The organism is Acinetobacter sp. PC34 (genome assembly GCF_051789135.1).
GTDB classification, from domain to species: domain Bacteria; phylum Pseudomonadota; class Gammaproteobacteria; order Pseudomonadales; family Moraxellaceae; genus Acinetobacter; species Acinetobacter johnsonii.
Genome location: NZ_CP196664.1, coordinates 1,811,673 through 1,824,719, shown reverse-complemented (window position 1 = coordinate 1,824,719; position 13,047 = coordinate 1,811,673). Strand labels below are relative to the sequence as shown.

The following is a 13,047-nucleotide window of genomic DNA, read 5'->3' as shown; positions in this document are numbered from 1 at the left end:
TCTTTTGTAAATTGTGAACTAAACACTAGAAATTTTAAGTTGAATCACGTAAATATAGGATTATCCTATTTTAAATAGCAAGATAGAAAGGGACGTGATCATGGGAAAACTCAATAAAACAGACCGAGAATGGCAAAGAGAGTTATCACCTGACGAATTTCGCATTACGCGACAAAAGGGGACGGAACCAGCCTTTACGGGGAAATATTGGAATACTAAACAAGCCGGCACTTATGTATGTCGCTGCTGTGGTACGCCATTATTTAATTCTGAAAATAAATATGACAGTGGTTGCGGCTGGCCAAGTTTTTATAAGCCACTCAATACGACTGTGATAGAAGAGCATCAAGATACAACACATGGCATGGTGCGTACCGAAATTGTATGTCATCACTGTGATGCTCATTTAGGCCATGTTTTTACAGATGGACCTGAGCCTACAGGTTTACGTTACTGTGTAAACTCGGCTTCATTAGAACTAGAAACACAAGAAAAAAGTGATGAGGATACTTATCCATGACCAACATTTATCAGTTTGAAGCGGAATTGTTAGATGGAAAAAATAAAGCCTTTGCTGACTATAAGGGCGAAGTGCTGCTCATCGTCAATACGGCCAGTAAATGTGGGTTTACACCACAATTTGCGGGATTAGAAAAAATTTACGAGCAATATCATGCACAAGGGTTTGAGGTGTTAGGCTTCCCTTGTAATCAGTTTGGGGGGCAAGATCCGGGTAGCAATGAGCAAATAGGAACGTATTGTCAGAAAAACTATGGGGTGACTTTTCCCATGTTTTCCAAAGTTGATGTTAAAGGCCCTGAAGCCCACGCCATATTCCGTTATTTAACCAATAACAGCAAAGGGATTCTCGGCAGCGGCATTAAGTGGAATTTTACAAAATTCTTGATTGGTAAAGATGGCAAAGTAATTAATCGTTATGCGCCAACCACCAAGCCTGAAGCCATTCAGGCAGATATTGAAAAAGCATTACAACAATAATCGGTTGATGTATCGTCAGTGATGAAAGAGCAAGGTGCTTTAGTTGAATTTTGGAGTGACCCACACATGCCTTATGTGGAAACACGTCGGGCATGTGCAAGTCGTGCTTGTTCTAAAGCCCATAGTCATCCGACATTTTCAATTGGAACGGTGGATCAAGGTAACAGCATTTTCACTAGCCACTTCGGTGGAACGCAACAAATAGACGCTGGTACTTTGGTATTGGTTCCTGCACATGTAGAACATGCGTGTAATCCTGTTCCAGATCAGGCTTGGAGCTACCAAATGATGCATTTAGATGCACATTGGTTGAATCAGTTATTACAAGAAACTGCACATAAAGATGCTTATCAAGACATACCGCAGTTCAAACCCGTGCTGTATAAACAGCCTAAGATGTATCATGACTTCAGTTGTCTTAACAGTCAATTATTTGATACTGCACTGTCTTATTGGGAAAAAGAACAAACCTTAATCACAACACTTACTGAGCTTTTATTTCCATATATTCAGCTAGAATTTCTTGCTCCTCAACACTATGCACAGCAAGAGTTTAAGCAGCTTTTATCGATGATTCAGGATGCTGATGTGTTTTTATCATTAGAGCAAATGTCGCAAGAAGTCCAGTTGAGTCGGTATGCCATTATTCGGCTATTTAAATCGTCTTTAGGTATGACGCCGCACGCTTATCAATTGAATCATAAAATTAATGATGCACGTACCTTTTTAAAACAAGGTATGGATATAGCGCAACTGAGTTATACGCTGGGCTTTAGTGACCAAAGTCATTTTCATCGTGTTTTTAAAAATTTAACGGGCACTACGCCTAAGCTCTATCAAAAGCAACATCGCGCAATTTTATCCAAGAGTTGATCTTCATCCATCGTTAGGCTTGTCTCACTTTTAAAGAGAGATTAGTGATGGAGCTTTTTATTGTTATTGCTGTGACGCATTTTGTGGCTTTGCTTTCTCCTGGCCCCGATTTTTTCCTGATACTGATGACGGCATTAAACAGTGGTCAACGAAGGGCACGATATACAGTTTTCGGTATTGTAGCTGGGAATGTTTTTATTCTAGCGCTTATTTTTACTTTACTGGGGTGGCTTGGGCATATTCATGCTTATGTTCTGCTGTTGCTACGCGGATTAGGTGTTGCTTATTTATTGTATTTGTCTATGCAATGTTTTCGCTATAAGCATCATGAGAGTGTTGAAGTTCAAGCGCGTGATCCTGCACCTCCTCAAACGAGAATTCTATGTTTTACTCAAGGTTTACAGTCAAGTTTGCTGAATCCTAAAAATATGATGTTCTATAGTAGTTTGATATTGCTGGTTTATTCAAAATTTGATTTTTATACTTTGCTTTTAATGAGTCTCTGGATGGTGGCACTGGTTCTGATGTGGAATCTGCTGTTGCTTAAGTTATTGAGTTGGAAGCGTTGGAATCATTTTTTAACCCAGCGACTCAATTGGCTTTATAAGATGTCAGGGTGCTGCTTTGCCTCTTTTGCAATCGTTTTGCTATTAGATGGGCTAGTAATATGAGAATCTTAAAGTAAAAGTCAATCAGTTGTCTGACGTCATAAGTTATAACAATGGAATAATTAATTCTCATTTGAATTTACAATTTAAATGAGAATTAAATCAGTTTGACTAAGATCAATTCTCATTTACTATCAGGCTCGAATTTTAGATTGATGAAAAAGGGTAGGAAATGGTTAAGCTGAAACCATTGGTGTTAATGATGGCATGTGTATCTGGGTACAGTATTTCATATGCTGCCGAAGCTCCAGTAGTCGTTGAATCTGACTCATCATCTCAGGCGAGTAATCTTACAGCTTTGGAAACAATCCGTATAGTTGCAAGTGCCGATGCTTCTGCAAATGGTTTAATGGAAGCTTTCGCTGGTGGTCAGGTTGCAAGTGGCGGCCGAGTTGGGATTTTTGGGAATCAAAAAAATCTTGATACGCCATTTAATTTAACTAGCTATACCAATCAATATATTCAAGAGCGTCAAGCAAAGAGTGTTGGGGATGTGCTAAAAGCAGATCCGAGTGTACGTGTTGGGCGAGGATATGGTAATTTTCAAGAAAACTACTATATCCGTGGTTTTAACTTAGGGTCAGATGACACTGCTTATAATGGTTTATATTCAATATTACCGCGTCAATATATTCCAACAGAACTTTTTGAGCGTGTGGAAGTATTAAAGGGTGCCTCATCGTTTTTAAACGGTGCTATGCCAAGTAATGGTGGGATCGGTGGAGCAATCAATCTTCTACCAAAACGAGCAGGAAATGAGCCATTAAATCGGGTAACTGTGGGTACCGATTTTAATGGTGGCTATATCTCAAATGATATTTCACGACGTTTTGGTAAAGATCAGCAATTTGGTGTACGAGTAAACACCGCCTACCATGATGGAAATACGTCTGTTGATGATGAAAAGAAATCATTAGGGCTTGCTGCTATTGGACTAGATTATAGTGGTGAGGGCCTACGCCTTTCGGGTGATATGGGCTATAGCAACAATCGCTTAAATGCAACTCGACCAAATGTAACATTGGGTGCTGGGTTAACGTTGGTACCAAAGGCTATTGATAGTTCTAGTAATTATGCTCAAAAATGGTCTTATTCAAATGAAGAGAATGTTTTTGGAAGTTACCGTGCGGAATATGATTTTAATGATGCACTAACTGCATATGCAGCATATGGTTTCCGTCATGGCGAAGAACAAAACTCACTGGCAAGCTACACATTAAGAAATGCTTCAACGGGTGCTAGTACACTCTACCGTTTTGACAATGCTCGTGTAGACATGGTCAATACAGGTGAGGTAGGGGTACGTGGAAAGTTCGATACAGGTTCAATTAAACATAATTTAGTTGTTTCTGGATCAGCATTTCAACTAAATACGAGAAATGCCTATTTTATGGATTCAGGGAATCCATTGAACTCTAATATTTATCATCCTATTCAACATGACCAACCTGCTGCTTTAACACCAGCATTCTCAGGTGGAGATATGGATAGTCCGAAATTGACCACTCGGACGCGCTTAAGAAGTGTTGCTATTGGGGATAATCTGACTGCATTAGATGATAAATTAATTATCATGTTGGGTGCGCGTTATCAGCAGATTCTCCAAGATACATATAATTATTCTCAAGTGAAAACAGGGGCATATGATGAGAGTAAATGGACGCCTGCACTTGGAGTAACCTATAAAATTACTCCAGAAGTTTCAGTTTATGCCAACTACATTGAATCTTTAGCGAAGGGTCTAACAAATACAACTGGTGGGGTGACCACATCGATTAAACCGTTTGTGGCTGAACAGAAAGAAGTAGGTGCCAAATATGAAAATGACCATCTTGGGGTGACATTAAGTTTATTTGATATTAATAAACAACGTGGCATTATGCAAAATGGTGTATTTAGTGATTCTGGTGAATACGTTCATCGGGGGCTAGAACTGAGCAGTTATGGAAAGCTTACAGACTCCTTGACTGTTTTAGGTGGTTTAACGTGGATGCATGCGACGCAAGAGAATACTGGCTCAGCTATTTATGATGGAAATTATGAAGTAGGGGTTCCAAAGTTTCAGGCGAACCTAGGCACGAATTGGAAATTACCACTCCCGCAAGATATTTCTTTGAATGCCCAATTGACTTATACAGGTTCAACTTATGCAAGCTTGGACAATAATTTGAAAGTTAAAGATTGGACTACGCTTGATTTAGGTGCAAGTTATAGAACTCAGTTTGGTCAAACCCCAACAACATTTAACTTCCTTGTGAATAATGTATTTGATCAGGATTATTGGGGTTCTGTTGGTCTATATGACAATATTAACAATACAAGCAACACCAATAATGGCTATTTAGTTGCTGGTTTACCGCGAACATTTATGCTTAGTGCATCATTTGATTTTTAATCGAATGAAAAAAAGAAAACCTCCTTTATAGGAGGTTTTCTTTTTTAGATGAGCTTATTTATAAAATTGCTTTAAGGCGAGCAATGACTTGTTCACACTGTGCAAGATCTGCAACTAGCGCAAGACGTACATGGTTTTCGCCTGGGTTACCTTGCTCAGTATCGCGTGACAAATAACGTCCAGGAAGCACTTTGACATGTGCTTTTTCCATGAGCATTTTTGCAAAAGTTTCGTCATTATCTACTTTTAACCAGTAGTAAAAACCTGCATCTGGTTTTTGTAGGGGCAGTATATGGCCCAATTCCTTTTGAAATAAATCAAATTTTGCACGATATTGCACACGATTTGCTTCAACATGCGCTTCGTCATCCCATGCTGCAATCGAAGCCAATTGGTGCTGTACAGGCATCGCCGCACCATGATACGTACGGTATTGCAAATAAGGCTTGAGCAATGCTGCATCACCCGCGACAAAGCCAGAACGCATACCTGGTAAGTTTGAGCGCTTAGACAGTGAGTGGAATACGACACAGTTTTTGTAGTCGTCTCGGCCTATTTCAGCACAAACTTCGAGTAAGCCCACAGGTGCAGTATCAAACCAAAGCTCTGAATAGCATTCATCCGATGCAATCACAAAACCATATTGGTCTGAAAGTGCGATTAATTTTTTGAATTGTTCTTTTGATAACACAGCACCAGTCGGATTGCCTGGTGTACAGACAAATAATAGGGCAGTTTTCTCCCAGACTTCAGCAGGTAAAGCATCAAAGTCACCGAGATAACCATTTTCTTCGGTGCAATTTACAAAGTACGGTTTTGCTCCAGCAAGTAAAGCGGCACCTTCATAAATTTGGTAGAACGGGTTAGGCATAACCACATAAGGCGCATCTTCACGATTTACCAATGCCTGTACAAAAGAAAAGATTGCTTCACGGGTGCCAGAAACAGGTAATATATTGTTTTCTACACTAATCTGATTGAGTTGAAAACGACGGGTTAGCCAGTTTGCAATACTGGTGCGTAATTCGGGTATACCTTTACTGTTTGGATAGGTCGATAAATGCTGAAAATTATCGATAATGGCTTGTTTCACAAACTCGGGTGCAGGATGCTTAGGCTCACCAATCGATAATGGAATGAGAGGTAAGTCTGCGGGAGTAATATCCTGAAATAGTTTATTCAACTTTTCAAAAGGATAAGGGTGTAAAAGGGATAAACTCGAGTTCATGAAACAAAATACCAGTGTGTATTGTTAATGTTGACCACAGACCTGACTAGAGGCTTCATCTAAGGCTGATTTTAGTTGTGCAGCAAAAGTTTCAGCTTCAGTTTCGGTCATGGGTTGACCATCTTTTTTGGTGACAAAGAAAATATCTTCGGCACGCTCACCTAGGGTGGCAATTTTAGCAGAGTGAATATCTAACCCTTGCATCATAAACAACCCGCCCACTTTGGCAAGTAAGCCAGGATGGTCAAGTGTTGCAATTTCGACCATGTTTTGTTGCAGTGCTTCATTCAGCGTAATATCAACGGTGTTTTCAATGTCGAAATGGCGTAGTTGACGTGGGATACGACGTTGCATGAGCCCAGGGTATTTATCTGAATTGGCTAAGGCATCTTTTAATGCTGACAGTACTTTGGCTTCACGTTCAGGGTCGGTTAGCAGCGTACCAAAACGGTCAAGCACGACATAAGTGTCTAAGCTAAATGCTTTGGTCGCGGTAATAATACGTGCATCTTGTACATCCAAGTTCATACGATCGAGAATAGCAACTGTTGTCGCAAACAGGTTGGGCTGATCTTGGGTATAAATAAAGATTTGTACCGCATCTTGAGCAAATTTACGCTGGGCACGCATTAAAACCAGCGGTTCAGGGTTGTCACCGTGCTGTAAAATAGCGCGTGTGTGCCAAGCAATTTCATCAGCAGATTCTTTGAGGAAATATTCATCCCCCAGTTCTTGCCAGACTTTTTCGACATCATCTAGTGCAAACTCTTCGACCAGTTGTTCGCTGGCAGAAAACTTGGTGTCCTCGATGAGCATTTGATAGTCCACAGGACGGCCTAAACCTGAGCGAATCACGTCACGTGCATGGGTATAGAGCTGACGCATAAGAGATGCGCGCCACGTATTCCAAAGTGAAGGATTGGTTGCATTGATATCCGAAACTGTCAACGTATATAGATAGTCGAGATGTTCCATGTCGCCCATTTTCTCAGCAAAAGCTTTAACCACATCGGGGTCAGAAATGTCTTTCTTTTGAGAAGTGACGGACATGAGTAAATGGTTTTGGATGAGCCATGCGACAAGGTTGCATTCGCGTTCGGTAAAACCATGACTACGACAGAATTCAATCGCATCGGTTGCACCTAGCTCACTATGGTCTCCGCCACGGCCTTTAGCAATATCATGGAAAATGGCAGCCAAATAAACAATGTCACGACGTGCCAGACGTTGGAACACTGAACTGACGACAGGGAAGTCTTTAGCAAACTCAGGTTCTTTGAAACGGTTTAAGTTGCGCAGTAATAATAAAGTATGTGCATCTACGGTATAGATATGGAATAAGTCATACTGCATCAACCCCATAATCTGCCCAAACGCAGGAATGTAGTTGCCTAAAACGCCATAACGTTTCATTGCCACCATGGTTTCATATAAACGATGGGGTGAGCGAATGATGGCCATAAACAGGGCTTGATGTGATGGATTATCTCTATATTTTTGGTCAATGCGTTTAGCTGCCAAAATTAACAGACGTAGAGTGCGCGCGCGAATGCCTGTAATTTCAGGTCGATTAGCCAATATATAGAAAATTTCTAAAATAGCACTTGGGTTTTCAGAGAAAATTTTATGGTGTTGAACGGCTAGTTTGCCGTCGACTAGTTTAAAATTTTCATTGATTTCTTCAATGTTACGCTCATAGTTCGGTAGGCGTGGGGTAATCACAGATTCATTGAAATAAGCCAACAGCATTTCATTCAGCGTGGTGACTTGTTGAGCGCTTCGATAGTAACGCTTCATGAATTGTTCAATTGGATAATTCGGTGATTTACCTTCTTCACGCACATAGCCAAACTTTGCTGCAATGTCACGTTGATAGTCGAACAGTAAACGGTTTTCATCACGTTTAGTGAGGCGGTGTAGGTGATGACGAATTTCCCAGAGGAAGCTTTCGGCTTCTTCTAATACACCCAACTCAAACTCTGAAATAAAGCCTAAGTGCACCAAGTCATAAATACGGTTGACGCGGAAATGCCGCTTAGCAATCCAACCAATTTGGTTAATGTCCCGAATGCCACCCGGCGCGTTTTTAATATCGGGTTCTAGATTACTTTCCGTAAAGTTATGCTGTGCATAGCGTTTGGCCTGTTCTTCCATTTTTGCATCATAGAAGGTTTTATCTGTCCATGTTTGCGAAACAATGCGTCGCGGCCATTTGGCTAAGTGTTCATTGCCTGTAATTAAACGGGACTCAATGAGGGCTGTGGCAACTGTTAAGTCGGAGGTTGCTTGTTCAACACAGTTGGCAATGGTACGTACACTAATGCCGGGCTTGAAATTGCCGACATCCCAAAGTGAGGAAATAAAGACTGAAATGATTTTCTCTTGTTCTTCGCTAAACTCATCTTCAGACAAGATCATGATGTCTACATCTGAGTAAGGCAGCATCTCTCGGCGACCATAGCCACCGACAGCAAATAAACTTAAGTCTGTCTGATCGAGTTTTGCATATTTCCATAGGAAAATAAGTGCTTCATCGATCATATTTGAACGCGTTAAAATGACATCACGAATGGATTGGCCATGATCAAAACTTTCTTGTAATTGATTTTCGACATCACTACGCCATTGATTAATCGCTTTGATGTCGTGATTACTGCTGACATAGTTAAGCAGTGGAGAAGTATTGATCATGAACCGTATCCGTATATTTTAACAACGCTTAATTTTGATGAACGCTAACCAGTTCAGCAGCTTGTGCTGCTAGTTCACGCGCTTGGTCGGTTGTTTCAGCACGTGCTGTCGCAACACCCATACGGCGACGTGTAAAGCCTTCTGGTTTACCAAAAATGCGTAAATCAGTATTTGGGTTTGCCAAAGCAAGATTTAAGCCAGAAAAAGATAAGTTATTATCATCTACGCCAGCATAGATCACGGCGCTCGCTGCAACGCTATGACGTGCCGTATTTACAGGTAGACCCAAAATCGCACGTGCATGTAGTTCAAATTCACTTTGGAACTGAGAGGCAAGCGTCACAAGACCAGTGTCATGTGGTCGTGGTGATACTTCACTAAACCACACTTTATCGCCTTTGACAAAGAGTTCTACACCGAAAATACCACAGCCACCCAATGCGATAGTGACTTTATTGGCAATACGTTTTGCTTCGTCAAGTGCGGCTGGTGTCATGGCTTGAGGCTGCCAGCTTTCCACATAGTCGCCTGCGTCTTGGCGGTGACCAATTGGGTCACAGTACGACGTTTCAATTTCACCTGTTTCAGGGTTTTTAGAGCGAACTGTTAATAGCGTAATTTCAAAATCAAAATCAATTTGCGATTCTACAATCACAGTCCCTTGGTTTACACGACCACCTGTTTGCGCATATTCCCAAGCAGCATCTACTTCTGAAAATTCTTTTACGCGGGATTGGCCTTTACCAGAAGAGGACATGACCGGTTTAACAAAGTTTGGATAACCAATGTCATCACATGCAGCACGGAAAGATTCTAAAGTATCTGCAAAACGGTAAGCCGATGTAGGTAAGCCCAGTTCTTCCGCAGCTAAACGACGGATGCCTTCACGGTTCATGGTTAAATTGACCGCTTTTGCAGAGGGGATGACTGTCGCAATATTATCTTGTTCGATTTCAACCAATACTTGTGTCACAATGGCTTCAATTTCGGGAACAATTAAATTCGGCTTAACGTCCTGAATGAGTTGTTTAAGCGCTGTCGCATCTGCCATATTTAAGGTATAGGCATAGTGTGCCACTTGCATTGCAGGAGCATGATCGTAACGGTCAGCAGCATGAACTTCTACACCTAAACGTTGTAAAGAAATCACAACTTCTTTCCCAAGCTCTCCAGAACCCAATAGCAGAACTTTAAATGCTGAAGGCTGAAGTGGAGTACCAATAGTAACGCTCATGTAAATCATCCATGCTTGATTTTATGGGCTTTTAGCATAGCAGAACTCTTAAAAGTGTTCAGGGTTCATTCACATAAATTAATGATATTGTCCAACAATTTTTTTTATAATGCTGTGCATTCCAACATCAAAATTTTCATGTAAAAAGATGCTCAATAAACTTTTACAATCAAGCTGGAAATGACTTGCACAGATGAATCGCTTCAAATAGCACTTTAAGTTTTGATGGATGCAAGATATGGGTTAAAAAGGCATAGGAATATAGGTGTAAACCAAGCCGTAGCTAAGCGCCGCGGTGAGTGTGGCAGGGACGATTTGCTTAAACTTGAAATAAAGTCCAGCTAATACGATGAAGCCGACTAACATGGCAAAACTTTTATTGGGTGTATCTAACAGTGGTGGCAAAGTAGCAACCACGAGCATTGAACTGATCGCCGCGATACCAATCGAACCTAATGCAATCTTCAACCATAGAGCACCGCGCTTTTGTGAACCTTGTTGGAACTTTTGAATGACGAAGAATGGGCCAAAGCGTGAGGCAAAATTTGCAATACCCACTACAATGCCGACCAAGATAATTTCGATATTCATGCTTGATCTCCCATATGTTCAGGGTCTGGTTTTTTCAGTACATAGTGTTTAAACAAACCTGCAAATATACCTGAACTGATACCAATAAAAATTGCAGCAGATAAGTCAATAAAATAGCAGGCAATGGCAGATACAAGAATGGTCACAGCCACCACGAAGGTATGTTTCTTTTCAAATGCTGCCAATAAGAAACTTAAGAACAGTGCAGGTAGTAGAAAGTCTAGAGCGGCTTGTAAAAACTGGGGTAAATGACTGACTTGGTCTGCAAACATTCCACCTAGAAAAGAACCTGTAGCCCATGCGAGCCAACTAAACAGGCTTAAGCCCAGCATCCAAGACTCAGACCACTCTTGGCGACGTTGTGACAGTTTAATCATGCCTGAGGCAAAAACTTCGTCGGTTAGCCCCCATGACCAAATAGCAGTTTTCTTTAGGTTCAGTTTATCTTGAATTAAGTTTTGTAGCGCAGGGCCATAGAGTAAGTGACGAATATCTAAGGCAATCACAGTGAGGGCAGTCATCCAAATAGACGTGCTACTACCCAATAGTGCAACGACTAAAAACTGACTGGCCCCTGCATACATTGAGCAGGATAAAAATAAAGCCTCCCATGCACTAAAGCCAAACTGGGTTGCAGATACACCAAAGGCAAAAGAAACAGGTAGATAGGTAAAGATAATCGCTTGGCTATCCTTAGCCCCTTGCCAAAAGCCAGCAGCTTGTGCAGGAGTGGGATTAAGTTCGGACACAACACACCTTGAAGAAGACTTTATCAATGGGTCAAAATTGATTGTGTATTGTAACTGAATTCACTAGCATAGTGCCCAATTGTTTGTTGAGGCGTTTAACCATGTTGAAGCTCGAATTACGTACTTTAGGGCTGACTGCAATTATTGTAAGCAGTTTACTTTTGCAAGCTTGTGGGCAGTCAGAGCAAGCTCCTGAACAAAAAGTAGAAATTAAGGCTGCGCCAAAAATTACCAATGATGCTACGGAATATGCCCAGCGTGCTTGGGTGTTTATCAATGAAGTAGATGGCTTGGTGTATAACAAGCAATTGGATCAGATTGAAGCCAAAGTCCGTCATCCTGCACGTAAACTCAGTACGGACTGGCGTATTAATGTCAAAATGACAGACTCAGTAACCGAAGGAAAATACGCACTGTGTCGTAAAGCCTTGACCAGCTTAGAAGTATGGGCACGTGAGACCTTAGACGGTTCGTCAAGTGTTGCACAGAAACAGAGCGATTATGAACGTGATAAAGCACAATGTCGGGGCGCAATTGATAATCCAAGTTTAGGCAATACGGATCCTAAAAAAGTAGGCGTCTAAGACCGAAATAGCATGCCCAAAAGCGAGTTTTTAAAACTCGCTTTTTTATGGTTAGAGCTTTAATGAAAAATATAATAAAAATAGTACATTATCCCAATGCAGTAAAATATCTGAATTGAGTCGAATTTTAAGCGTTAATTTAAAAAATTAGTTTTTGTGATGTTTACATTAATTATTGGTCAAATGCTGCCACAGCAGTCCAAAGTCGTTGAGAAAAATAGTCAAGACGTTACGCCGTGTAAGCAATATTTTTATACATCTTTTTTATATGAATTGCGCTCTTAAGGCGCACACTTGATTGCCTATTCTGAGCTATGTGCCATTTTATGCAGCATTGCAGGATCTAAAATCTTAATCTTTTTAAAAGCAATTGCCAGTATTCCTTGTTTTTCTAAGTTTTGAAGTTCTTGGTTGATGGTTTGGCGTGAACACATCAGCATTTGAGCCAGTTGCTCCTGTGATAAATGGATTTCATCATTGGTAATCGACAGATGGTTGCCATAACCGCTTAAAATAAACAGTAAGCGTTGAGCCAGTCGTTGACTGATATTTTGACTTTGGATTGCGATCAGTTCTAAAAAAGCGAGGCGTAACTTCTGTGAAGCAAGCTGTGCAATATGAAACCAAAATTCTGGGGTAGCTTGGATAAACGCCTCAACATCGCGTTTAGGCAGATGGAGCAGGGTGCTTTTTTGAATAGCAATCGCATCGTGCGAACGCGGTTGCTGATCAATTAACGAAATTTCTCCAAACCACATAATCGGTTCAGCGATTGCTGCAACGGCTTCTTTACCTTCAATGTCGACATGACCTAAACGAATTGCGCCGTTCAAGACTGCATAGATGCCATCAAATAAATCTCCAGAGTGAAAAACAGCTTGGTCTTTTGCAACCTCAATATATTTGGCATGTTGCACAATATACTGTTGATAGGCTTGTGGTAGTTTGGCGAACCAATTGTTATTGAGTAATTGTTGTTGATGTTGAACTTCCAGCATTCCGCGTCCTTTCGTGATTGATCGAGCAACTTGTCAG

Annotated in this window: 12 protein-coding genes; 6 read left to right on the top strand and 6 right to left on the bottom strand. The window is 41.0% G+C overall.

Going from position 1 to position 13,047, the window contains the following annotated elements:
- The first annotated feature begins 100 nt into the window (after positions 1 to 100).
- The 5 genes from msrB (at position 101) to ACSC9N_RS08805 (ending at position 4,935) form a co-directional block, all read left to right on the top strand.
- Positions 101 to 520 carry a peptide-methionine (R)-S-oxide reductase MsrB gene (gene msrB, locus ACSC9N_RS08825; RefSeq protein WP_005399615.1) on the top strand — a complete coding sequence of 140 codons (420 nt, stop codon included), beginning with the start codon at positions 101 to 103 and terminating at the stop codon, positions 518 to 520.
- A complete protein-coding gene (locus ACSC9N_RS08820) occupies positions 517 to 999 on the top strand; it encodes a glutathione peroxidase (protein WP_439036024.1) in 483 nt (160 codons plus the stop codon). The genes msrB and ACSC9N_RS08820 overlap by 4 nt, the downstream gene beginning before the upstream one ends.
- 21 nt (positions 1,000 to 1,020) lie before the next feature.
- Entirely contained in the window at positions 1,021 to 1,872 is an 852-nt protein-coding gene (locus ACSC9N_RS08815) for an AraC family transcriptional regulator (protein WP_439036137.1), read from the top strand.
- 47 nt (positions 1,873 to 1,919) lie between these two features.
- On the top strand, positions 1,920 to 2,543 hold the full coding sequence (locus tag ACSC9N_RS08810; RefSeq protein ID WP_010326574.1) for a LysE family translocator: 624 nt from the start codon (positions 1,920 to 1,922) through the stop codon (positions 2,541 to 2,543).
- 169 nt (positions 2,544 to 2,712) lie between these two features.
- Positions 2,713 to 4,935 carry a TonB-dependent receptor gene (locus tag ACSC9N_RS08805; protein WP_010326575.1) on the top strand — a complete coding sequence of 741 codons (2,223 nt, stop codon included), beginning with the start codon at positions 2,713 to 2,715 and terminating at the stop codon, positions 4,933 to 4,935.
- A gap of 58 nt (positions 4,936 to 4,993) precedes the next feature.
- Here ACSC9N_RS08805 and dapC read toward each other — a convergent pair whose 3' ends face one another.
- The 5 genes from dapC to ACSC9N_RS08780 form a co-directional block, all read right to left on the bottom strand.
- Positions 4,994 to 6,163 (bottom strand): succinyldiaminopimelate transaminase, encoded by a 1,170-nt coding sequence (dapC, locus tag ACSC9N_RS08800; RefSeq protein ID WP_395475181.1) that lies wholly within the window; start codon positions 6,161 to 6,163, stop codon positions 4,994 to 4,996.
- A gap of 24 nt (positions 6,164 to 6,187) precedes the next feature.
- Complete coding sequence (gene glnD, locus ACSC9N_RS08795) at positions 6,188 to 8,854, bottom strand: [protein-PII] uridylyltransferase (protein WP_010326577.1); 2,667 nt, start codon at positions 8,852 to 8,854, stop codon at positions 6,188 to 6,190.
- A gap of 28 nt (positions 8,855 to 8,882) precedes the next feature.
- Positions 8,883 to 10,097: a formate-dependent phosphoribosylglycinamide formyltransferase gene (gene purT / locus ACSC9N_RS08790; RefSeq protein WP_171056718.1), complete on the bottom strand. Its 1,215-nt coding sequence runs from the start codon at positions 10,095 to 10,097 to the stop codon at positions 8,883 to 8,885.
- Positions 10,098 to 10,331: 234 nt separating this feature from the next.
- A complete protein-coding gene (ygaH, locus tag ACSC9N_RS08785; protein ID WP_004980107.1) occupies positions 10,332 to 10,679 on the bottom strand; it encodes an L-valine transporter subunit YgaH in 348 nt (115 codons plus the stop codon).
- Entirely contained in the window at positions 10,676 to 11,428 is a 753-nt protein-coding gene (locus tag ACSC9N_RS08780; protein WP_010326579.1) for an AzlC family ABC transporter permease, read from the bottom strand. Before ACSC9N_RS08780 ends, ygaH begins: the two co-directional genes overlap by 4 nt.
- A gap of 101 nt (positions 11,429 to 11,529) precedes the next feature.
- Between ACSC9N_RS08780 and ACSC9N_RS08775 the strand changes: the two genes are divergently transcribed.
- On the top strand, positions 11,530 to 12,012 hold the full coding sequence (locus ACSC9N_RS08775) for a hypothetical protein (RefSeq protein ID WP_004693449.1): 483 nt from the start codon (positions 11,530 to 11,532) through the stop codon (positions 12,010 to 12,012).
- A 302-nt stretch (positions 12,013 to 12,314) separates the two neighbouring features.
- On the opposite strand, the gene ACSC9N_RS08770 is transcribed toward ACSC9N_RS08775, so the two are convergent.
- Positions 12,315 to 13,010, bottom strand: coding sequence for a Crp/Fnr family transcriptional regulator (locus ACSC9N_RS08770; protein WP_010326580.1), 696 nt, complete (start codon positions 13,008 to 13,010; stop codon positions 12,315 to 12,317).
- Positions 13,011 to 13,047 lie beyond the last annotated feature (37 nt).